This is a genomic window from Vibrio amylolyticus, from assembly GCF_023145695.1.
Lineage (GTDB): Bacteria > Pseudomonadota > Gammaproteobacteria > Enterobacterales > Vibrionaceae > Vibrio > Vibrio amylolyticus.
Map to the genome: position 1 here is coordinate 158,839 of NZ_JAJHVV010000003.1, position 23,322 is coordinate 182,160.

Sequence of the window (23,322 nt, forward strand, 5' to 3'; positions counted from 1 at the left end):
GACTTAGTCGACTTTTTTGGCGAACTGAGCAATAACAATCACTGCGAGAGCGATTAAGTTAGCGGCGAAAATAACCACAAGCCACTGTGGCATGGATAAGCCAAGGAATTGCCAAACTATTTTACTGCAATCGCCATAAGCCTCGAACATCCACGGAACCCATTGATTTAGAGGTGCCCAGCTTGGAAAGGTAACAAACAAGTCACAGGTTGCGAATGGTGATGGATTAAACTGGTAATCGACATGTTGCATTGAGAGTGCAAGCCCTTTGTAGCTGCTTGCTCCCCATGCCGCTAGCCCAAGCCAGCGTAGAATTGGATTCTTAGGGTTGATGAGTCCAATCGCTGCAGCACCACCAATACCGAGCATGGCGATACGTTCGTAGATACACATTACACAAGGTGGCAGCAGCATCACATGTTGGAAGAATAAGGCACAGGCTTCAAAAAAAATAACGAAGATGAGCAGCAAAAGCCAAGAAATGCGGTTTTGAGAAAAAGTTTGAATAGTACTTAGAAGCTTCACAACAGGTTCCTTGTAAAAATAAAAAAGCTCTGATAACTCAGAGCTTTTTAACTTGGATTAGTTTCATTATCAACTGATTTTTTTAATGGCCGCTAGCTACAGCCGATTCTGCAGCACTCGCTGAATTATGAGTTATCCAACCCATATCGTAAAAATAGGCAGTCATTGGTTCAACAAAGAAGATGATACCAATTAAGCCTACAACAGCGAGGACGATGGTGTAGGGTAGCGCCATAATCACCATTTGGCCGTACGAAAGTCGTATTAGAGGTGCTAATGCCGATGTTAATAAGAAAAGGAATGCTGCTTGACCATTTGGTGTCGCGACCGATGGAAGGTTGGTTCCTGTATTAATCGCTACGGCAAGTAAGTCAAATTGATCGCGAGTAATCATACCGTTCACTAGCGCATCTTTTACTTCGTTGATGTAGACCGTGCCGACAAACACATTATCCGAAACCATAGAGAGCAAGCCGTTAGCCACATAGAACAGAGCAAGCTGAGTATTCTTGTCTTCAACGTGCAATACCGCGTCGATAACTGGCTTAAAGAGCTCTTGATCGATAATGACGGCAACAATAGAGAAAAATACGGTCAGTAGCGCGGTGAATGGCAATGCTTCTTCAAATGCCTTGCCTAAAGAGTGCTCTTCAATCACACCATTAAATGCGGTTGCAAGAATGATCACTGAAAGGCCGATTAATCCAACAGCAGCAAGGTGTAAAGCTAGTCCAACGATCAACCATACCGCGATAGCGCCTTGTACCCATAGTTTTGCTACGTCTTGTTGAGTGCGACGTTCACGCTCTTCTGTATCGAAATCTACAAGTATTTTTCGTACGTTATCAGGCAATTCAGCACCGTAACCAAAGACTTTAAATTTCTCGACTAAAACACTGGTGATCAAACCACAAATAAAGACAGGGAACGTCACCGGTGACATGCGGATAATAAACTCACCAAATAGCCAACCTGCTTGATCGGCAATGATAAGGTTTTGAGGTTCGCCTACCATTGTCATTACACCGCCTAACGCAGTACCAACACCAGCGTGCATAAGTAGAGAACGAAGGAATGAACGGTAGTTTTCTAGATCGTCTCGCGTAAGCTCCGACAATTGATCATCTTGAGTATGGTCATGTGAACTTGTTGACCCTTTTCCTGAAGCGACTTTATGGTAAATCGAGTAAAACCCAACAGCAACGCTAATAATCACGGCAATAACGGTTAGCGCATCTAGGAAAGCTGAAAGGAAAGCTGCAGCAAAACAAAACGCGACCGATAGCATGGGTTTCGAGCGTATGCCTAATAGGATTTTTGTAAACATGAAGAGCAAAAGGTTCTTCATAAAGTAAATACCGGCGACCATAAAGATCAGCAGCAGTAGCACTTCAATATTAGCCACGAGCTCATGTTTAACTTGTGCGGGGCTTGTCATTCCAATGGCGATGGCTTGAATGGCAAGTAACCCTCCAGGTTGAAGAGGATAGCATTTCAATGCCATTGCTAGTGTGAATATAAATTCAATAACTAATAGCCATCCAGCAACGAATGGATTAATAAGAAAAAATACAAACGGGTTAATAACTAGAAATGAAATAATGGCAACTTTGTACCAGTCAGGCGCTTTACCTAGAAAATTCTTAATAAGCGCTTTTCCGAGCGACATCGGCATGGAGAATACTCTTTAATGTTGTTTATGAACGGATGTGGTAGCGAGCTAGCATTCATATTAACCAAATATGTAAAAAACATTCGGTCCAACAGTGACTTAGTAAAACAACAATATCGTAACAAATTTGTGGCCTTGCCAAGTCACTCCCTGAGAACGACAAGCACTATTAACTACGACCGCAACTCTACTCTCACGATATTTATAGTCAATAAGAAAGTCTCACTGAAAGTAACATTTGGATACATTTCACCAGAAACGCGATCTACGTAGGTCAATTTGGTTTATTTTGTTAATGTCATGTTAATTGGTGCGGTGTTGGGGTGTTTATACTTATTTAGAGGTAGTTATTGATGTGATTTTTGAATCATTAACGTAACGATTGGTCGTGTCTATTTCTCGTTTCAGTAATACCAGTCAATGCGAGTGTTAACTAAATATGCAAAAACTATGTTGTTTGATACAAAACTGACTCCAAGTAACCAAAGTTACAATTACCACGTGGCTGAGTAAAAACTCTAAACGCAAGGCTGAGCCAGTTTTCTATCTCTTTGTTTCCGAACCCATTGAACTAGTGGTATGATGAGTAATATTAGACACAATAAAATAGAACGAGAAAGTACCTAATGGTCATTAAGGCTAAAAGCCCAGCAGGATTTGCAGAAAAATATATCATTGAAAGTATATGGAACGGCCGTTTTCCACCTGGTTCCATTTTACCAGCTGAACGCGAGCTTTCGGAACTTATTGGTGTTACCCGTACTACGTTAAGAGAAGTCTTACAACGATTAGCGCGTGATGGTTGGCTAACAATTCAACATGGTAAGCCAACGAAGGTTAATCAATTTATGGAAACGTCAGGTTTGCATATCTTGGACACGTTAATGACCCTCGATGCTGACAATGCAACGTTGATTGTTGAAGACTTATTAGCTGCTCGTACTAATATCAGCCCAATCTTTATGCGTTATGCATTTAAAGCTAATAAAGAAGGGTCAGAAAAAACCATCACCTCTGTTATGGAGTCTTGCCAGGCGCTCGTTGAAGCCAGCGATTGGGATGAGTTCATGGCAACATCACCATACGCGGACAAAATACGCCAACATGTAAAAGATGATGGTGAGAAAGATGAAGCGAAGCGACAAGAGATCTTATTAGCTCGTACCTTTAATTTCTACGATTATATGTTGTTCCAGCGTTTGGCTTTTCATTCAGGGAATAAGATCTACGGACTTATATTCAACGGCGTGAAAAAGCTGTATGACCGTGTAGGTAGCTATTATTTCTCAAACCCTGAAGCGCGTAAGCTAGCGATGGATTTCTATTCTCAGTTGTTGGAAATCTGTGAAAGTGGCGATCGTGAGAAATTACCATTAGTGATACGTCATTATGGAATGGAAAGTGCTCAAATTTGGAACCAAATGAAAATGACACTGCCGACCAACTTCACTGAAGATGATAGTTAACTTCGATTTGTAATCGAAATAAAAGGTTAACCAACTATTAAATAATAAAGCCCTAATGAGTTAGGGCTTTTTTGTTACTGATTTTGGTGGTTATAGTTGTAACTCTTCATCACCACCTGCACCCTGAAACCAAATTCTCAAATGATGCTTTAAATTCTTTAACTCTTCAGGACCAATCAAAGCAAGACCCAGATCTTCGGCGCGAGTTATATCGTTATGACGAAGTGGACGGAAACTGACGAGCATTGCGCGCGCCTGTAAGCCGCCTAACAGGTCTCTGAGAGACTCTAGCTTGTAAAGAGTATCATCGCCGTCATCTCGCATTCCTTTCGTCTTACACTCGATTATATGGAGCTTATTGTTCACAACCGAAGCGACATCCAGTTCATTTCGTACTTCTCGCTCTCCGAGTTGGCGATAAACTTGAACGTTAAGAGAACGATCTTGAATGGTCGGCATATCGTCTTGAATCTGTTTTACCGTGCTGTGAACCAGCGTTTCAAGCCATTCCCCGTTTGAAAATCGTCTAGCATCTTCACTAATAAATGTAAGAACACCGTTGTTGTAGGTCGCAATCTCAGCATCAACAAGGTCGCTGAGTAACATGTTTAGCTCTTTGTACCCTTGTTGCTTTTCGGATAGGGCCACATCAAGCTTTTGTTCTTTTCGGCAAGTTGTCGCAAGGTAATTTAGCGTAGCTAAGCCAGGCCCTAGCTCTAAAGCATTGCTCGCCCATCGCTCACCAAGTTGGTAAAGCGTTTGATCGAGTTGGGGGGGAAGTTCAAATTCATTAAATTCCCCTCTAGCGCCAAAAATAGTTAAATAGTCTGCAATAGTTATATGATCTTGAACTTGAGTGTCTTCTTTAGTCTCAGGATATAGCCAACATAATTTGTCACTGTTCGGTTCAACCACAAAAATAGGCCAGTGGTAAGTACGAAACACTTCGTAAACAGAAAGTAGGCGATGTCTTAACCCGCAACTAGCGTTGAGTTTTACTTCTTCACCTCGTGTCTTTAGATCTTCGGCAAGTACTTGCACAGCTTCTTTAATTAAGCCGGTGTTCACAACAGAAGGAATCTCAAAAAATTCTGAAGTGATGGAGCGTTGTTCAAGTACAGTATGCAAGCGGAGGTATGCAGCTTCTTGTGTTTTGTCGCCGATAAAAATGATGTGCGAACTAATACTTCGATGATCGAGCAGTGGGGTTACAAGACGGACAGGGTCCTGATCGATGATCCCAACATGAACTGCCATAACTATTCCTCATGTTCGGCTTGCAATAAAGATTGGGAAATAAGGCATTGCAAGCCATATCATTAAGATATGACGATGAACACATAAAAAAACAAGGGCGACCTTAAATTAAAGTCGCCCTTTTCTTATGTTTTGTTTAGAGAGTGTCGTTTGTTCTAACGAGTTTTCTCTCTATAGCTTGAAGCGATGAACTAATTCACCTTGTTGACTTGCTAGACGAGTCAAGCTCGCACTGGTTTCCGCAATCTCAGACATTGCTTGATAGCTCGTATCGGCAATCAGGTTAATCTCTTCTATATTTCTTGCGATCTCTGATGTTGTTTCGTTTTGCTCACCGGCCGCTTGAGAAATATGAGTACTCATGTGGCTGATTTCTAGGATCAGTGCTTGAATCTCTTCCATTGCGCTATTGGCATTAGACGCTTGCTCGACGGAAAGCTCCATATCATTTTTACAACTTTCAATCACTTTGCTCGCAGAAGAGGAGCTACTTTGTAGATTGCCAATCATGCTTTCAATTTCGCTCGTAGATTCAGTTGTACGCTGTGCGAGAACTCGAACTTCATCCGCGACAACAGCGAACCCTCTTCCTTGTTCTCCAGCTCGTGCTGCTTCAATCGCTGCGTTCAAAGCCAACAAATTGGTTTGCTCTGCGATATTTCGAATAACATCCAGAATAGACCCTATTTGGCTGCTCATTCTCTGCAAGTCACCTACGGCCTCTACTGATTGGTTCAGTCGAGTTTCGAGTTGATTGATTGTTGATATGTTGGTGCTCATGATCTGGCGACCGGACTCGGAAGCGGTCTCGACTTGTTGTACCATCTGTTGAGAGCTTTGGGCACTTTGAGCGACTTCCTGTACCGAGTGCGCCATTTCAGTCATCGCCGTTGCTACGTTAGAGGTTTGCTCACGTTGTGAATTCAGCTGGCCTTGTGCTTGTGTGGATGTTGACTGGTTGGTGTTGGCGGTACTTGTTAGGTTGTCAGACGCGTCATTTAGCTCCACAAGGATATTGTGTAGGTTGTCTGCAAGTGAATTGATGTGACCACTCACTCGACTAAATTCATTGTTATAACGAATATCGATCCGCTGAGTCATATCCCCTTCGGTGAGGCTCTCAAGGGTTTTTAGAATGCGGGTTAGTGGTTCACGAACGCTTTGAGCAATGTGGTAACCGATAGCGGTAGCGAAGATAACAACAATCGCGCAAATAACGATGGCTTTGATAAAGCCTTGGTTATAAACCTCTCCGGCTTCAGTTAATGAGTTGTTGAGTTTGTCTGATGCTGTGACGTTGAATGAGTCGAGTATTACCATCGCGTTATCGACTTCAACAGCCAGGTTTGCAATGTTCTCGTAAAGCGCAGTTCTAGCCATTAAGTAGTTATTATGCTGGTCAAGTACGCCGCCTTTTTGACCGACGTCGCGGCTAAAGTTATCAACTGATTCTTGGAATACTTTTTTTAGTTCGGGCATTTGTGACGTTAGGCCACGGTACGCGTAGTTTAAGTGAGTGACCGCTTTCTTGTTTTTGGCTACGGCTTTATTTACAAACTCCACATCAGAACTAGCCAGTGCATCAGAAGTGATCACCTCGGCATCTTTTAGTTTAATGAAGTAGCTCTTTGCCATAACTTTAACTGAAATGCTGCTTTGGTCATCAACATACTCTTTCATGCCCGTGCTAAGTTCAGAGTGAAGGCGTTGGAATTGTCGAGTTGATTCTTGTACTTGTGCTTGTGCAGCGAACATCGCCTCGTAGTTATTCATAGCTTCGGTTGCTTCTGAAAAGTAACGTGCTTCCATGACTTTTAGTTGCTCGATATTGTCGGTAAGGGTTGCCTCATTAGCACTTGCAGTTTGAAGTTGAGCGAAGGTTTCTTCAAAACGAGTTTTAGCTTGAGCGAATTCATCACGCATTGCTGCCATACGCTCGGTATTTTGCGTCGTAAGGAAGTCCTTAAAAGATTTATCAGCCGAAAGAAGTTGAACAGCAGTTTGATTGGAGGTCGATACTAAAGGTAACGATACTTTGGATACGGATTCAAAATTGCTGTGGATCTGACTCATACCATTGAGCATTAGTACGGTTATAACGGCGAACATAATGATGATGAGAGTAAACCCTCCATACATCCTTCTAATGACTGATCCTTTCATGCTTATCTCCCAAAGTGTACACAAATGGCCAAAGGCCTAAAATTAACAAAATTATCATTATTGTATTGAGGATAAGGTACACGTTTATTGACGAGTAAGACAAAATCAATTTTCAAGTCAATTTCTTTTTGATAAATGTTAAGTCAATTTCATTTTTGGGATTTTTGGTTTTAATTGAGCTTTGAACGCTGTTAGCGCATACTGATAGCGGTTCAACTCGCTTCATAATAATAATCAGTTACATACCAATCATTGGAGTTACTCATGGCTGAAGAGACCATTTTTAGAAAGATCATCGATAAAGAAATTCCAGCAGATGTCGTTTATCAAGATGAATTAGTCACTGCTTTTAGAGACATCAATCCTCGCGCTCCAATTCATGTGTTGATTATCCCAAATAAACTGATCCCAACAGTGAATGATATCGAAGCTGAAGATGAGTTAGTGATGGGAAGACTCTTCACGGTAGCAAAAAAGATAGCGAAAGAGGAAGGCATTGCTCAAGATGGCTACCGTTTGATCATGAACTGTAATTCGTATGGCGGACAAGAGGTATATCACATTCACATGCACCTTGTTGGCGGAAGAGCCTTAGGTCCAATTCTACTTAGCTAGCGTTTCAAGCTTAGCTAGTTTCATCAACCAGGTCAGTTTCGTAGGCGTAGTTAGTTTAGGAGAGAATGTGAAACGAGTGATTAAACTGACTCTCGTCTCAGTGACAGTGGCACTACTGTCGGCGTGTAGCAATATGTCGGCAGGTAATCTTTTTAGCCACTACAGTGCGCAGAACAATGGTGTTTATCAAGCGGTTAAAACCGGACAATATGAGAAAGCAGAGCAGAGGCTTCCAGAATTTGTTGCTGGAGACGTGCTCGATAACTTAGAGAAAGGTCGTGTCCAATTTTTAGCTGAGAGTTATCAATCGAGTCACAGCAGTTTTAATGATGGTGACCGAGCTGTACGTATTCAGCAGGATAGAGCAACGATATCCGTTTCTGATTCTGCGGCAAGTCTGGCTTCACTTGCTGTGAATGATAACTTAAATAATTATTACCCAGCAGATTATGAACTTGGATTTTTGCACCTCTATTTAGGCCTTAATTATCTGCAAGATAATGATTTAGAAGCGACAACTATTGAGATGCGCCGAGCCAATCAAGTTCAAGAGAGAGCACGCCAAGACCGTCAATCTGAACTTGAATCAGCACAAAATTCAATGAAGGCTCAAGGGATATCGCCAAATGTGGGAAGTGTGTTATCAAATTACCCAGATGCAGGAAAAACCTTACAGGCTGTACAAAATGGGTATTTGCTTTATCTATCTGGGCTTATGTATGAGACTTCTCGCGAATTAAACAGTGCCTATGTGGATTACAGACGGGCGTTGGCTGTTATGCCTGATAACCCTCAGATAATAGAAGCAACCATGCGCCTTGCTAAGCGTTTAGGTATGAGTCAGCACCTAGAGCAATTAATAGAAACTTATGGTGAGCAACAGACTCTAAAAGATGATCAAGCACGAGTGATTGTTTTACAAGAGCAAGGTGTTGTAGAAGCACTACAGAGTTGGCAGCTAACTTTACCGATTTATGACAGCCGAGGTGATGGCGCTTTGTATTCTTTAGCCTTGCCATATTACGCTAATACCACCTCAGAACGCTTTAGTTCAATGCAGCTCAATGGGGATAGAGTAACGGAGTATCAGCTTGCAGACGTTAACTTGATGGCACAACGCGATCTTTCTGAGCGCATGCCTTCTATGGTCATCCGCCAAGCATTACGCGTTTATGCTAAAGATCAATTGCGCAAAGAGGCAGCGCAAGGTGATGATGTAGTTAATTTGGTCTTTAATTTATGGAATACACTGACCGAACAGCCCGATACTCGCAGTTGGCAAACTCTCCCGGGAGAGGTCTACAGTAGCGGTCAAGCTGTAACTGCGGGTAAACAACAGATTGATGTTGATGGTCAGCAATATGAGTTTAATGTAGAAGCGGGTCGTACTGTCTTAGTTTGGGTTTCAAGACAAGGCGGTAGCGCGACAATATGGCATAAACAATTAGGGAGATTGTAATGAAACAGTGGCTATTAGTTTTATGTACCGCATTAGTGGTCAGTGGATGTGCCGATAACACAGCGGGCTTAAGAGTCGATGGCTCTACTCAAAACGTTATTTTTGGAGATAATGTTTTAGGCTCTCGCTTAGTTATTGATGATATTGCAACCACACAAGTTGATGGGCACGCAAGAGGCGTTGTTCGTATCACAAGTCACTATACGGGTGACCAACATATTCAGTACCGATTCTATTGGTATAATGATGAAGGTTTAGAGGTCAATGCTAAACTCACGCCATGGCGCAAAGCGATTGTCAGAGGTTATGAGTCTATCGCACTTTCTGAGGTTTCAGTGAATCCTAATGGGACACAATATCGAGTACAAATTCGAGAGCTTGCTCAATAGAACGGCTATCTTGAGTTTGATGATTTTTAGTAAGGTGAACGAGAACAGCGTTAATCGACGCTTGTTTGAAGTATAAGCTTTCTCTTAAGCAGAGAAAAAAGGGTATATGAAGATGAAAAAAAGTGTAATAGCACTACTAGGCTTAGCGGTAATTTTGGGTGGTTGTTCAAATAAAGTGAGCTACGGTGATTCACAAGCGGTAGAAACAACAACGATCGATTTTGGTTCAACAGATCTTCAAACCATTGCTGGCGAAATGATAGACAGCATGATGATGTCTGGTTCGGTCTCTTACATCACTCAAAATGATCGTCCTATCGTTTTTGTTGAGCGTATTAAAAACAAAACGACTGAGCATATCGATACAGAATCCATTACCGATTCTATCAGCACTAAAATGCTTAACTCTGGTAAGTTCCGTTTTGTTGACATGGACCGTGTAGAGTCTGTTCGTGAGCAACTAAACTTCCAAAATAATGATGAACTTGTTAATCAAAGCACAGCGATTCAGTTTGGTAAAATGGTTGGAGCGCAATACATGCTCTACGGTAACCTATCAAGTATTGTAAAGAACGCCGGCAGCGACAAAGACGTTTACTACAAGATGACGATGAGACTGATGGATCTTGAAACGGGTCTTATCGAGTGGGCAGATGAAACTGAGATTCGTAAACAAGAATCGAAGAGTTTCCTCGGTTTGTAGTTTCTTATTTACCGATCTAGGCTAGCTAATTAGCCTAGTACTAAAGAGGTGAGTTATGGCTAGAATGTCTTGGCAAGAAGCTTGTCAGTTAGATGTATCGTTACAATCGCTTAATCACTTCTTTAGTCTTCCCCCCAGTTATGCCCAGACATTAACTGGGGGCCTGACCAACCGTTGTTGGAAGGTCGTTTTGCCAGATGATAACACTTATGTATGGCGGCCAACGACACCTATTACCAACGCGTTTGCTATCTCACGCTTCCAAGAATACCAACTACTCTCTTCTATTGAATCGTCTCAAATTGGGCCCAAAGCTATTTTTGTTAATGAACATGGCTTGTTGGTAGACTGGATTGAAGGAGATTCGTTAACCTCTGGTCTGAGTTTTGATTCTTTATTGAAAACCATGATCAGCATTCATCAACTTGATACGGCGCGAGTCCCAGTTGCTCCGTTCAGTTTTACCGCTCGAGTTGACCATTATTGGTTGCAGTTAAAAGAAGAGCATAAGACCGAGCAAGTTAAGGATCTATATCAAGCTCTGAGAAGTGCTCCAAATTTAGCGGATGTTGGCTCTGTCTTGTGTCACTTCGATTTAGCTGGATACAACATGGTAAAAACAGAAGGTGCAAATAGAGTGATTGATTGGGAGTACGCATCGATTGCGGATCCTCGCTTGGATCTCACCTTAAGTATTCATGTCGCTCAGGTAAACCCGTTAGAATCAGTGTACCGATATTGCCAGTTGTGTGACATTAGTGGTGCTGATGACTGGGTAGAGGGGGTGCTTGCTTGGCTTCCAAGAATTAAGATGATGTCGATGCTATGGTATCAACTTGCTTATCAATTGTGGGGCGATGAGAAGTTCTTGGTTGAAGCACAAAGTATCGTTAACGATTTGAATGGTCAAAACTCTTGAGAAAACGCCATAGCTAACAATTTCGAGTGATGAATTATTATTCACATTAGTGCCAAGATCACTGTTTCAAAGATTGAACGTGTCAATTCTGAGTCTAAGCCTTTCAATACTAATCGTTCGTGTTAGATTGAGAAAAAATGGGGAACGTTATTATGATTATATATTTACATGGATTCGACTCAACAAGCCCTGGAAATCACGAAAAAATATTGCAGCTACAATTCATTGATGAAGATGTTCGTTTTATAAATTACAGCACGCTTTACCCTAAGCATGATATGCAGCATTTGCTCAAAGAAGTGCACAAGGTTGTTGAGCAAGCTTCTGATGATAAAATCTTAATTTGTGGTGTTGGATTAGGCGGCTTCTGGGCAGAACGAATTGGATTCTTATGTGGGATTAAACAAGTGATGTTTAACCCTAATCTTCACCCGCAAGATAATATGATGGATCGCATTGATCGTCCTGAAGAGTATGAAGATATCGCGACCAAGTGTGTCGAAAAGTTTCGTAGCAAAAATGAAGGTCGCTGTTTAGTTGTTCTCTCAACTAACGATGAGATTCGCGACAGTGCTAACACTGCGAAAGAACTTGAAGCGCATTATCAAATCATTTGGGATGAAAACCAAAAGCACAAGTTTGAGAAAATCTCACAACACCTTCAAGCAATGAAAGCTTTTAAAGATGGTTAATGACCCGTAGTCATTGTCCCATCCCCCGATAGACTATAAAAACACCATGTGGAAACGTGGTGTTTTTTAGTTTTAGCTGCAGATAAATTCGCAGTTGCCTTCTTAACTTTCCTCTATATAATGAATTCCATAAAAATTATTTGATAATTATCAATAAAAGTTTAAAGAAGCAACCAATGCTTCTCTTGGCGCTCTGCGCTACAAATCCGAAATTGCGTTGAACTAAAGAAGTACAAGCCCGATACCAACAAATTTTTCATCTTGAAGTTCTCAAGGTGTACAGAGTATTTATTATTATTAGGGAGTGTTGTGATGACGCAGATTATTGTCGTAGGTGGCGGTGCAGGTGGCCTTGAGCTAGCTACAAAACTGGGCCGTACATTAGGTAAGAAAAAGAGTGCTAAGGTTACGCTTGTAGATAGAAAAGCGAGCCATTTATGGAAGCCTCTTCTGCACGAAGTAGCGACAGGTTCTCTGGATGCGGGTGTTGACGCATTAAGTTACCGCGCTCACGCTAAAAACCATGGTTTTGACTTTCAAATGGGTAGCCTAGAGAGTATTGACCGCGAGAAAAAGAGCATTCGACTTAGTGAACTAAAAGATGAGCAAGGCGAGCTACTGATGCCAAGCCGTGAACTTAACTACGATATTTTAGTTATGGCCATCGGTTCAACCTCTAACGACTTCAACACTCCTGGTGTACGCGATAACTGTATTTTCCTAGATAGCCCAGAGCAAGCGCATCGCTTTAGAACAGAAATGAACAACGAGTTCCTGAAGCTTCATGCGAAAAATGGTAATGGCACTGTTGATATCGCGATAGTAGGCGCTGGTGCAACTGGTGTAGAACTTTCAGCAGAACTGCACAATGCAGTAAAAGAGCTACGCACCTATGGATTTGGTGATCTAGATTCAAGCAAATTGAATGTTAACCTTGTAGAAGCCGGTGAACGAATCTTACCCGCTTTACCGCCAAGAATTTCAAGTGCAGCGCACCTAGAGCTAACTAAGCTTGGTGTTAACGTACGCACAACGACTATGGTGACCCAAGCCGATAAAGATGGCTTAGTAACCAAAGACGGTGAGAAAATTGACGCGCAAATCATGGTTTGGGCAGCTGGTATTAAAGCGCCAGACTTCATCAAAGATATAGCGGGTCTTGAAACCAATCGTATTAATCAATTGGTGGTGACCAATACACTGCAAACGACTCGCGATGATAGTATTTTTGCTATCGGTGACTTAGCTCAATGTACTCAGGAAGATGGTTCATTCGTGCCACCACGTGCACAGGCCGCTCACCAGATGTCTAGCCATGTTTATAAGAACATCGTTGCTAAACTTGCTGATAAGCCATTAAAACCCTATGTATATGCTGATCACGGTTCATTGGTTTCTCTCAGTCGCTTTTCTACAGTGGGTAGCTTGATGGGTAACCTTACTAAGGGCTCTATGATGGTTGAGGGGCGTATTGCTCGTGTGGTTTACATCTCTTTGTATCGCATGCACCAAGTGGCTTTACACGGCGCTGTGAAAACGGGATTAATGATGTTGGTCGGTCGAATTAACCGTGTATTGCGTCCAAACTTGAAGTTGCACTAATTTATACCTCTATACGTATATAGGAAAAAGGAAGAGCGGTTGCTCTTCCTTTTTTGTTTTATGGTTAACAATTGGTTCATTGAGAGGAAGGCGGGATAAGGGAAAATATTAGCCCGTCTTTTGGTTGTCCATCAAATATAAAACGATTTCTAGCCACTGATTCTTTTTCAGCGCCACAACTTGCAGCAAGGGCATGACTGGCTTCATTCTGAGGGTCACAAACCAGTTCTATACGGGTGACTTTTAGCAAGTCAAAGCAGAACTCTATAACCTTTTGTACGGCTTCCTTGGCATAGCCTTGATGCTGATATTGGTCAGACACCCAATAGCCCATGCTTGCCATGTTAAAGGTATGATAAAGCTCGTTGATCGCGACCATTCCTACCAACATTCCATCATTGTGTCGAAATAACCCAAAACCAAATGCATCGCCTTTCACCCAATTGAGTCGTGTAGCTAGCAGGAAACGTTCACTGTCTTTCAACGAGAAAGTAGGGGTACACCAGTCAATCCACTGATGAAGTGAAGGAGAGCGCACAACAAGTTCTCGAAGCTTTTCCGCTTCGTCGTGCTCGATTAAGCGAAGGCTCAGGCGTTGGGTTGAAAGGGTAAATTTAGGGGTCATAGAATAGAATTCACGTAAAAGAACGCCCTCGATGAGTGAGGGCGTTTTTATTTAGCTCTGCTCGACACGGCGAACTTGGATAATGATACCCAGTAATGGATGGTCCAAATAGTGAGTTTCGGTACTGCGCATTCTGCGCTTTTGGTCCATTCTATAGTTCTTTAGATACTCTTCAACCTCAACGGTCGGAGTTACATCCTTCATATGCCCGGCTAACACTGTGGTATCAGAATTAACCGCCTCAGCTTCTGGAAGAGTTTCCCCGGGTAATGACTCGTCTACTGTCGATTCGTTAGCGCTCATTTCAAGCTCCAATTGCTCTACAGTAAAGTCATTATCAAGTTGCTTATCTTCTAATATCACTTTTCGAATACTTGGACTTTTTAGGTCGAGTTGTGTTTCAGCATAAAGATAGTGCTGAACGTACACTTGTAGTTTCCCGTCCAATTCGTATAAAGGTTGATCAAAGCTCTCCTCAATGACTCCTTCGACTGGTGTCGCGTCAGTAAATTCAATTTTTTCAGAACCGTCTGAATTAAATAGCTCAGAGTAATCACGCCCAGCTTGAATATGGAAAACAGGGGCTGCTATCTTTCCTTCGTCTCCTTGACGCCAAGCCTTATGCACTAAGACATCAAATCCTGCATGTTTTTTGAGAGAGGTGACTTGGTCGGAAAGATGGTAGTCATCCATGCCTAGCATTGACACACCTTTTGACCCACGGAATTCAGAATCAGCGAAGCTACCTGTTTTTGTTAAGTCAATTTCAGTTTGCGTCATTGGCCATGACTCACTGGTCTTTTCAGCGTCTACTGCTCGTTTAAAAATGATCACTTCAATATCAAATTGTCTTTGTGCCATGGTTGGCATTGAGACTAAAAAGAGCAGCAGTGGAACCAGTTTCTTCATTTTAACTCCATCAATTGGTGGTTAAGACCAATTACTAATTATTCAGGTGCTATCTACTTTAATAGCATTTCATTGTTTAGCGACTCTGTGAGCGCTTAGCTTGCCTATGTTTTAGGAAGAACGTTTTGCTGGAATTCATTTAGCATGTTCACCACAAAACGAACCCGTTCACGTCTATCTACTAATGGTACAGTAAACTTAAGCTTGGTTGGTCCTTCCATAGCAAACTTTTGTGGCTGAGATTGCAATAGTTTAACCAGAAACATAGGGTTAATGTCAGCATCGGGATAGAACTCAATATATCCGCCTTTTTCGTGCGCTTCAATTTTCTTGACCTTAATTGCAGCGGCATCGAGTTTGAGCTGTGAAACAGAGAGTAGGTTTTTAGCCGCATCAGGGAGTGTTCCAAATCGATCGATCAACTCGACTTTTAGTTCGGCTAACTCGTCTGGGCTGCTGACACTCGCTATTTGTTTATACATTGATAAACGCGTGTTGATATCTGGGATATAGTCATCAGGCAGTAAAGCAGGAAGGCGCATTTCGACTTCAGTTTGCTCTCGAAGAAGTTCTTCGAGTGACGGTTCTTTCCCCTCTTTGAGTGCTTCAACAGCTTGCTCAAGCATCTCCATATAAAGGTTGAACCCCACAGATTGAATCTGACCACTTTGCTCGTCGCCAAGCAGTTCTCCAGCACCTCGAATCTCTAAATCGTGTGTTGCTAGGGTAAAGCCAGCGCCCAAATCTTCTAAAGAGGAGATGGCATCGAGTCGCTTGATTGCGTCTTTGCTCATTGCTTTAGGGTGGGGTGTGAGCAGATAGGCATAAGCTTGGTGATGAGAACGCCCAACACGGCCTCTTAATTGGTGAAGTTGAGCAAGACCAAGGTTGTCCGCGCGATCCATAATAATGGTGTTCGCTGTTGGAACATCGATACCCGTTTCAATAATGGTGGTACAAACGAGTAAGTTAAAGCGCTGATGATAGAAATCGTTCATCACTTTTTCTAGTTCACGTTCTCTCATTTGACCGTGAGCCGTTGTAATACGAGCTTCTGGAATGAGTTTGGCTAGGCTTTCTGCTACCTTGTCGATGGTATCGACTTGGTTGTGTAAGAAGTAAACCTGACCACCACGCATGATTTCACGCAACACGGCTTCGCGAATAACACTGTCATCACTTTCACGAACGAAGGTTTTTATGGCTAAACGTCTTGCTGGTGGTGTAGCAATGATAGATAAATCACGCATGCCACTCATTGCCATATTCAGTGTTCTTGGAATAGGCGTTGCTGTCAGTGTGAGAATATCAACATCGGCTCGCATCGCTTTTACTTTCTCTTTCTGTCTGACACCGAAGCGGTGTTCTTCATCGACAATAAGTAACCCTAAATCCTTGAATTTAAGGTCGCTAGAGAGAAGCTTATGGGTACCCACGAGAATATCAACTTTACCATCGGCTACATCTTGCATGATGGCTTTTTGTTCTTTGGCTGATTTAAAGCGTGAGAGCACCTCAACGCGAATCGGTAAATTAGCGAATCGGTCTTTGAAGTTTTCAAAGTGTTGTTGGGCAAGTAGGGTTGTTGGAACCAGTACGGCAACTTGTTTATCGTTGTCAGTACTGACGAATGCCGCCCGCATAGCGACTTCAGTTTTACCAAAACCAACATCACCACAGACCAGTCTATCCATGGCTTTGGCTTGGCACATGTCCGACATAACTGCGTTGATTGCCGTTGCCTGATCATCGGTCTCTTCAAAAGGAAAGCCTGCCTTAAATGTGGCATATTGCCCTCTATCAAGTACAAACTTATAGCCAGGTTTCAGCTCACGCTTGGCGTAAACATCCAGAAGTTCAGCAGCCACATCACGTACTTTTTCAGCCGCACGGCGACGCGCTTTGACCCAAGCTTCGCCACCCAATTTATGCAGCGGCGCACTCTCTTCAGCACCGCCAGAATAGCGGCCGATTAAGTTGAGTGAGGCAACAGGTACGTAGAGCTTGGCTTCATTTTGATACTCTAACGTGACGTACTCGGTCGTCATTCCTCCGGCTTCTAAAGTTTGAAGTCCGATATAGCGGCCAATACCATGATCGATATGTACGACAGGCTGCCCTGGTTTAAGCTCAGCAAGGTTACGAATAACCGCATCACTATTGGTGGTCTTGCGGTCTTTTTTACGTCGCTGAACGACGCGGTCCCCGAGAAGATCGCTTTCACAAATAAAGGCAATGTTTGCCTTGGTATCGATAAAACCTGATTCACAAGCGCCGAGAACAAGTGAGAATTTCTCTTTGCCAGTGACCGCTTGGCTAAAGCTTTCAGCTTCAACAGGGCGAAGTTTTATCGCTTGTAGCAGTTCAAGAAGGGCTTCACGTCGTCCCTCTGACTCTACAGAGAAGATAATTTTCCCTTTGAATGACTCAGAAAACTGACGCAGTGCCGCTAGAGGTTCTTTATTTTTGTGCTGCGCTGCAAGGTCAGGCAGAGCGTCTATCGCTAAATTATGACGACCTGCTTTTTTCTCAACGTCTTCGATAGAGAGAAGAGTTTGAGGAAGCTTTTTAAATTGGCTATAGAGTTCATCCTTTTTAAGCCACAGCTCTGCAGGTGGCAGCAGTGGTCTTAATGGATCAATCTTTCGCTGTTCATAGCGGTGCTCAACGTCCTCAAGGAAAGTATCAATGGCAGGCTCGATATCACCGACAACAATGAGTTGGCTATCTGGCGTTATGTAATCAAAAAGGCTCTCTGTATGGTCAAAAAACAGTGGTTGCCAATATTCGATTCCGGAAGGCCAAGTGCCTTTAGAAACCTGCATGTAGACGGATTCAGGCTCGCGACGCGCATCAAAGCGTTGACGCCAACGAATACGAAAGTCCTCAATAGCCGATTCAGACGTCGGGAATTCATGCGCGGGTAATAAGCGTATCTCTTGGATATCTTCGATTGAGCGCTGATTTTCGGGATCAAAGGTTCGTATCGTATCGATTTCATCATCGAAGAAGTCGATACGATAAGGGTCTTGGCTGCCCATAGGGAACAGATCAAGTATGGAGCCACGACTGGCGTATTCACCAGGCCCAAAGACTTGATCGACATTTCGATATCCAGATTGCTCTAATTGGATACGGAGTTTTTCTAATGAGAAAAGGTCACCAGTTTTCACCATCAACGTATGTTGGAGCAAAAATTCACGCGGCGATTGTTTTTGTAATAGGGTACTGATCGGAACAATCGTGATGCCTGAGTTCTGAGATGGCAGTTGATATAAACGAGCGATACGATCGGAAATTATCTCTTGGTGTGGTGAAAAATTGTCGTATGGCAGAGTTTCCCAATCAGGGAAGAGAGCAACGTCTTGGCTCGTGAATTGTTCAATTTCTTGCTGAAGTTTTAACGCAGTCTGAGGATCGGCTACGGCTAAAAGAGTATGGCTAGAGTGTTGTTCGGCAAGCTCCGCAATCGCTAAAGAAAGGCTAGAGCCTTTTAAGTGACCGATGAATTTTTTGTCTCCCGCACCTTTTGGTGTCGATAGAGAAAGGATATTTGTTGTTGTCATGAAAGGTTACTTATTTATCTCTATTAAGGGAGCGTTGTCTAAGAAGTTTCTGTTGTTGGTAAAGCGCCGCTCGAATAAGCAGATCTTCATCTTCATCTCGGAGCAAGGCATATTGAATGGTCGTATCCCATCCTTTTTCATTTTGCTCTACATGGCTCACAACGCCATAACAATAAATTGCCGCCGCAGGGTGGTCTAAGAATAGCTTCACTCTGACCTTAGTGTCGAGTGTCGTTTCAATAGCACTGTAATACGAGAACTGGCTAGCGCCAAAAGAGTGAGTTGTATTACGGTACTGTTCGTCATCTTGCTGAGAAAGCATGAATGTTAGCAGTAGATTAAGCTTAGAGTTTTGAGTGTCTAATAGCTGCACGACGTGTTTGAAATCGCTGTTTTTTAACTCTACACGCGCCGATTCACTGAGTTGATCAAGCTGACTAAATTCGCTGGCCACAATAAAAGGGGTAGGAATTTCTGATTCAAAAGTTTCTTGATTAGGGAACTCAAAATCAGACGATAATGGCTCAATATTTGCCGTCATATTATGATGAACGGAAAAGAATTCCTGATTAGACATGGTTGAGCGCCTTTATTATTGATGAAGTAGCCCTTTTATTATTACCAATAGAAGGAAGTTTGTATCGCAATTTTTGTGTTGCAGTTAATCAGATTATCGCTATAGAGACGAACTTATCAAGGTATGTTGCTGTTATTAAGTGTAATTGACCTACATTTAGCAAAATAGAGCTATATCCTGGGTTCGTAAATCGTTAAAGTAGAAAGCTCACTTTAGCTTGGTTTTTACTATGCACCTTCCCATCTCATTCTATATCGGTTTGCGCTACCTTAGAGGGCGTTCCGGTGATAGATTCAGTCGATTTGTTTCCTATATGTCCACGGCTGGGATTACCATTGGCGTGATGTCTCTAATCACGGTTTTGTCTGTTATGAATGGTTTTGAAGCTCAGCTTAAGAGCCGCATTCTCGGTGTGTTACCACAGGCGGTTATCTCTCAAGAGGGGGACAAGACACCAAATGTAGATCAAGCGCCTGAGTTTATAAAACAGATGTCGAGCCAAAGGCTGCCTGAGCCAATTGTGCGTAGTGAAACGGTGATTCAAAGCCCGTCTCAGTTGACGGCAGGCATGATGCTTGGTGTTCAACCTGACGATGATGACCCGATTGAGCAGCACCTTATCGCGGGTCGATTGTCCGACCTTCAAGCTGGTCAGTATCAAGTCTTTCTTGGGCATAGCCTAGCTCGTACACTTAACGTCACTACGGGCGACAAAGTAAGGTTGATGGTCACTAGCGCTAGCCAGTACACCCCATTTGGGCGCATGCCAAGTCAGCGTAATTTTACTGTTGTCGGGCTTTTCAATACTGGGTCGGATGTTGATGCACAATTGATGATTACGCATATCTCAGATGCCGCTCGTTTATTACGCTATTCATCAGACACGGTTTCAGGTTGGCGATTGTTTTTTGAAGACCCGTTTGTCGTGGCAGAATTATCACAACAAGCGCTACCAGAAGGTTGGTATTGGAGTGATTGGCGTGATCAACGTGGTGAACTGTTTCAAGCGGTTAGAATGGAAAAGAACATGATGGGCTTAATGCTGGGGCTTATTGTGGGTGTGGCGGCTTTCAACATTATTTCAGCCCTCATAATGGTGGTGATGGAGAAGCAATCCGAAGTGGCGATTTTGAAAACGCAAGGCATGACTGATCATCAGGTACTTGCCATTTTCATAGTTCAGGGTGCAAGTAGTGGTGTGATAGGCGCGATTACCGGCGGGACCTTGGGCGTTATACTCGCTTCCAATCTTAATTCTATTTTGGAAAGCATGGGGGTGGCGCTGTTTTCTGTTGGTGGACACCTTCCCGTTCTAATTAATCCTACACAAATTGTTATTGTCGTTATTTTAGCGGTGGTACTTAGTTTATTAGCGACGCTGTTTCCCTCTTATCGAGCGTCTTCAGTAAAACCAGCCGAGGCTTTAAGGTATGAATAATCTTCTACAGTGTCATAACGTGAGTAAAACGTATCATGACGGCTCTTTAGATACGCAAGTTCTGAAAGGCGTGAGTTTCGATCTTCAAAAGGGTGAACTGGTGTCTATTATTGGCACATCTGGCTCGGGAAAAAGTACCTTATTACATTTACTTGGTGCGCTGGATGATTGTACGCAGGGACATGTTACGTTTTTAGACCATAATTTAGCGGAGCTAAGCTCAAACAAGCAAGCAAAAATACGTAATCGTCATTTGGGGTTTGTTTACCAGTTCCATCACCTTCTGGCTGACTTCAGTGCATTGGAAAATGTGGCAATGCCTCTGCTTATTGGCGGCACTAAGCGAAGTGAAGCCAATGAAGCGGCTAAAGCGTTACTTGATAAAGTAGGTTTGTCTCACCGAACAGGGCATAGACCTTCAGAGCTTTCTGGTGGTGAGCGTCAACGTGTCGCTATTGCACGAGCTCTTGTCAATAAACCAGACTTGGTTTTGGCCGATGAACCAACGGGAAACTTGGATCATGCAACCGCACTGTCGATCTATGATTTGATGCGTCAGCTTAATGAAGAGTCGGGGACCGCTTTTCTGGTTGTCACCCATGATGGTGAGCTTGCGGGTAAAATGGATCGTCAGTTAAAAATGCAAGATGGTCTACTTATTAATGACGCTGAGGAAGGCTAATGTTCTCATCTCTTTCTCTGTTTATTGGCGGTCGCTTTAGTCGAGCTAAGCAGCGCAATAAAATGGTGTCGTTTATCTCACTCTCATCGACCATTGGTATCGCTGTCGGTGTGGCGGTCATCATCATTGGTTTATCGGCGATGAATGGCTTTGAGCGTGAACTGCGTGATCGTGTATTGTCGGTTGTTTCCCATGGTGAGTTTGAAGGGGTCAGAAAACCGATTCAAGATTGGTCAAAAATGGTCGAACAAGCTACATCCGATGAACAAGTCTTAGCCGCTGCACCATTTATTAAGCTCACAGCTTTAGCCGAAAAAGGCTCTCAGCTTAAGGCTATTGAAGTTCGCGGTATTGAACCTGAATTAGAAAGTGAGGTTTCGAGTTTAATGGATTTTGTTGATGAACAAGCGTGGGATGGTTTTCATGCGGGTTCAGGGCAGATCATTTTAGGCAAAGGCGTTGCTCAATCGATAGGGGTAGAAGTCGGTGAATCATTTACTTTGATGCTGCCCGTCGCCAATGGTTCGATGAAGGTACAAGCTCCACGAAGAGTACGGGTCAAGGTAGCGGGTTTACTTACGCTTAACGGTCAAATTGATCACAACTTAGCGTTGATTCCACTTCAAGATGCACAAAGTTATGCACGACTTGGCGATAAGGTTACTGGTGTATCGATTAAGGTTTCAGATGTTCTAAATGCCACCTTCATTGTTCGCAATGTGGGTAACAAGTTTGACGAGTATGTGTATCTACGCAGTTGGCAGCAGAAGTTTGGTTTTTTGTATCGAGATATTCAGCTTGTTAGAACCATAATGTATTTGGTGATGGTACTGGTTATTGGAGTAGCGAGTTTCAATATTGTCTCAACCTTAATGATGGCCGTTAAAGATCGTGCTGGAGAAATTGCGATCCTACGTACCATGGGCGCTACAGACGGGTTGATCAAACGAATATTTGTATGGCAGGGCGTTTTTTCTGGCGTGATGGGAAGCGTTGTTGGAAGTGTGGTTGGTGTATTAGTTGCGTTAAATCTCACTTCGTTAATTAAAGGCTTAGAGTCGTTACTGGATCACCAATTTCTTTCTGGGGATATTTATTTTGTGGATTTCCTTCCTTCCCAGGTGATGCTTAATGATGTGCTTTTAGTGTCATTGACTGCGGTTACTCTTAGCTTATTAGCCACATGGTACCCAGCATCAAGAGCAAGCAAGCTAAATCCAGCAGAGGTGTTAAGTGCGAAGTAACGTTACTTAATATATTAATGCTAGTTGATAACAAAAAAGGACCGAGGTGGTCCTTTTTCATTTCTGGTCGACTGATGTTTGCAGTGACAGGAATAGACACATTCCAATTTAAAAAGCAGAGCTTTCAATGTCTTGAATAGTCGATTAGCGTGATTGACGTTGTTGCCAACTTCTTACAACAGAGTAGCGCCAAATACCTTTGATACCAAAATATCCCACCATTGCCGCTAAGATGCCGCAAATTAAGCAGCCAAGTAGGAATGGAGGGCCGATGGTATTCATTTGGGTAAGAAGAAACTCCCAGCTGAGTTCGAAATGAAAACCTTGCGCTGGAACATTCATAGCGAACGCCCCGACTTTATAAGCACAATAGAACAGTACTGGCATGGTGATGGGATTACTTATCCAGACCAATGCAACAGAAAGAGGAAGATTAACGCCACAGGAAATGGCTAATCCTGCGGCCATGATCATTTGGCTAGGAAGAGGAACAAACGCCATGAACAAACCGACAGCAAACGCACCGGAAGCGGATCGACGATTTAGACACCATAGATTAGGGTTATACAGCACATTGCCAAAAATTTTTAATGCCTTCTGACGTTTGATAACAGAGTGGTCAGGCATAAAACGTTTGATGAATTTTCTTGGCATCGGGAAATATGACTCTCTTAATAAATTACTGGACGTTGCTTTCGTTCGCGATAATAGTCTTAACCGCACCTTTTTGGCCATCACTACCGGATAGCTGGTGGTCTATTATCTTATTTATCTTTGCCTTACTTTCAATCAAGTATAGGGCTTTACATAGATTTTTTG

At 42.9% G+C, this 23,322-nt stretch carries 20 protein-coding genes; 11 read left to right on the forward strand and 9 right to left on the reverse strand.

Going from position 1 to position 23,322, the window contains the following annotated elements:
* Positions 1–3: 3 nt before the first annotated feature.
* Together dsbB and nhaB are read right to left on the reverse strand one after the other, a co-directional pair.
* Entirely contained in the window at positions 4–525 is a 522-nt protein-coding gene (gene dsbB, locus KP803_RS05830; protein ID WP_248007904.1) for a disulfide bond formation protein DsbB, read from the reverse strand.
* An 82-nt stretch (positions 526–607) separates the two neighbouring features.
* A complete protein-coding gene (gene nhaB / locus KP803_RS05835; protein WP_248007905.1) occupies positions 608–2,200 on the reverse strand; it encodes a Na(+)/H(+) antiporter NhaB in 1,593 nt (530 codons plus the stop codon).
* A gap of 623 nt (positions 2,201–2,823) precedes the next feature.
* Here nhaB and fadR point away from each other — a divergent pair.
* Complete coding sequence (gene fadR, locus KP803_RS05840; protein ID WP_248007906.1) at positions 2,824–3,663, forward strand: fatty acid metabolism transcriptional regulator FadR; 840 nt, start codon at positions 2,824–2,826, stop codon at positions 3,661–3,663.
* Between the two features lie 90 nt (positions 3,664–3,753).
* On the opposite strand, the gene KP803_RS05845 is transcribed toward fadR, so the two are convergent.
* Together KP803_RS05845 and KP803_RS05850 are read right to left on the reverse strand one after the other, a co-directional pair.
* The gene (locus tag KP803_RS05845) at positions 3,754–4,920 is read right to left on the reverse strand and encodes a DUF1887 family protein (RefSeq protein WP_248007907.1); all 1,167 of its coding nucleotides are present in this window, start codon (positions 4,918–4,920) and stop codon (positions 3,754–3,756) included.
* A gap of 171 nt (positions 4,921–5,091) precedes the next feature.
* On the reverse strand, positions 5,092–7,083 hold the full coding sequence (locus tag KP803_RS05850) for a methyl-accepting chemotaxis protein (RefSeq protein ID WP_248007908.1): 1,992 nt from the start codon (positions 7,081–7,083) through the stop codon (positions 5,092–5,094).
* A gap of 264 nt (positions 7,084–7,347) precedes the next feature.
* Between KP803_RS05850 and hinT the strand changes: the two genes are divergently transcribed.
* The 7 genes from hinT (at position 7,348) to KP803_RS05885 (ending at position 13,462) form a co-directional block, all read left to right on the forward strand.
* Positions 7,348–7,698: a purine nucleoside phosphoramidase gene (gene hinT / locus KP803_RS05855; protein WP_248007909.1), complete on the forward strand. Its 351-nt coding sequence runs from the start codon at positions 7,348–7,350 to the stop codon at positions 7,696–7,698.
* Between the two features lie 67 nt (positions 7,699–7,765).
* Positions 7,766–9,157, forward strand: a complete 1,392-nt coding sequence (locus tag KP803_RS05860; RefSeq protein ID WP_248007910.1) for a COG3014 family protein — start codon at positions 7,766–7,768, stop codon at positions 9,155–9,157.
* On the forward strand, positions 9,157–9,546 hold the full coding sequence (locus KP803_RS05865; RefSeq protein ID WP_248007911.1) for a YcfL family putative periplasmic lipoprotein: 390 nt from the start codon (positions 9,157–9,159) through the stop codon (positions 9,544–9,546). Before KP803_RS05860 ends, KP803_RS05865 begins: the two co-directional genes overlap by 1 nt.
* A gap of 112 nt (positions 9,547–9,658) precedes the next feature.
* A complete protein-coding gene (gene lpoB / locus KP803_RS05870; RefSeq protein WP_248007912.1) occupies positions 9,659–10,249 on the forward strand; it encodes a penicillin-binding protein activator LpoB in 591 nt (196 codons plus the stop codon).
* Between the two features lie 55 nt (positions 10,250–10,304).
* Positions 10,305–11,168: a phosphotransferase gene (locus tag KP803_RS05875; RefSeq protein WP_248007913.1), complete on the forward strand. Its 864-nt coding sequence runs from the start codon at positions 10,305–10,307 to the stop codon at positions 11,166–11,168.
* 152 nt (positions 11,169–11,320) lie between these two features.
* The gene (gene ycfP / locus KP803_RS05880; RefSeq protein WP_248007914.1) at positions 11,321–11,860 is read left to right on the forward strand and encodes an alpha/beta hydrolase YcfP; all 540 of its coding nucleotides are present in this window, start codon (positions 11,321–11,323) and stop codon (positions 11,858–11,860) included.
* Positions 11,861–12,172: 312 nt separating this feature from the next.
* Positions 12,173–13,462, forward strand: a complete 1,290-nt coding sequence (locus KP803_RS05885; protein WP_248007915.1) for an NAD(P)/FAD-dependent oxidoreductase — start codon at positions 12,173–12,175, stop codon at positions 13,460–13,462.
* A gap of 76 nt (positions 13,463–13,538) precedes the next feature.
* Here KP803_RS05885 and KP803_RS05890 read toward each other — a convergent pair whose 3' ends face one another.
* The 4 genes from KP803_RS05890 to KP803_RS05905 all read right to left on the reverse strand — a co-directional run bounded on the left by KP803_RS05890 (position 13,539) and on the right by KP803_RS05905 (position 19,139).
* A complete protein-coding gene (locus KP803_RS05890) occupies positions 13,539–14,087 on the reverse strand; it encodes a GNAT family N-acetyltransferase (RefSeq protein WP_248007916.1) in 549 nt (182 codons plus the stop codon).
* Positions 14,088–14,138: 51 nt separating this feature from the next.
* Positions 14,139–14,996: a peptidoglycan binding protein CsiV gene (locus tag KP803_RS05895; protein WP_248007917.1), complete on the reverse strand. Its 858-nt coding sequence runs from the start codon at positions 14,994–14,996 to the stop codon at positions 14,139–14,141.
* A 104-nt stretch (positions 14,997–15,100) separates the two neighbouring features.
* Positions 15,101–18,562, reverse strand: coding sequence for a transcription-repair coupling factor (gene mfd / locus KP803_RS05900; RefSeq protein ID WP_248007918.1), 3,462 nt, complete (start codon positions 18,560–18,562; stop codon positions 15,101–15,103).
* 10 nt (positions 18,563–18,572) lie between these two features.
* Complete coding sequence (locus KP803_RS05905; protein WP_248007919.1) at positions 18,573–19,139, reverse strand: PilZ domain-containing protein; 567 nt, start codon at positions 19,137–19,139, stop codon at positions 18,573–18,575.
* A gap of 229 nt (positions 19,140–19,368) precedes the next feature.
* On the opposite strand from KP803_RS05905, the gene lolC reads away from it, so the two are divergent.
* Genes lolC through lolE form a run of 3 tightly spaced genes read left to right on the forward strand, consistent with a single transcriptional unit; the run spans position 19,369 to position 22,503 of the window.
* A complete protein-coding gene (gene lolC, locus KP803_RS05910) occupies positions 19,369–20,577 on the forward strand; it encodes a lipoprotein-releasing ABC transporter permease subunit LolC (protein ID WP_248007920.1) in 1,209 nt (402 codons plus the stop codon).
* A complete protein-coding gene (gene lolD, locus KP803_RS05915; RefSeq protein ID WP_248007921.1) occupies positions 20,570–21,259 on the forward strand; it encodes a lipoprotein-releasing ABC transporter ATP-binding protein LolD in 690 nt (229 codons plus the stop codon). The genes lolC and lolD overlap by 8 nt, the downstream gene beginning before the upstream one ends.
* Positions 21,259–22,503: a lipoprotein-releasing ABC transporter permease subunit LolE gene (gene lolE / locus KP803_RS05920; RefSeq protein WP_248007922.1), complete on the forward strand. Its 1,245-nt coding sequence runs from the start codon at positions 21,259–21,261 to the stop codon at positions 22,501–22,503. The genes lolD and lolE overlap by 1 nt, the downstream gene beginning before the upstream one ends.
* Positions 22,504–22,647: 144 nt before the next feature.
* Here the strand turns inward: lolE and KP803_RS05925 are convergent, their stop codons facing one another.
* On the reverse strand, positions 22,648–23,157 hold the full coding sequence (locus tag KP803_RS05925; protein ID WP_248007923.1) for a DUF2062 domain-containing protein: 510 nt from the start codon (positions 23,155–23,157) through the stop codon (positions 22,648–22,650).
* Between the last annotated feature and the right edge of the window lie 165 nt (positions 23,158–23,322).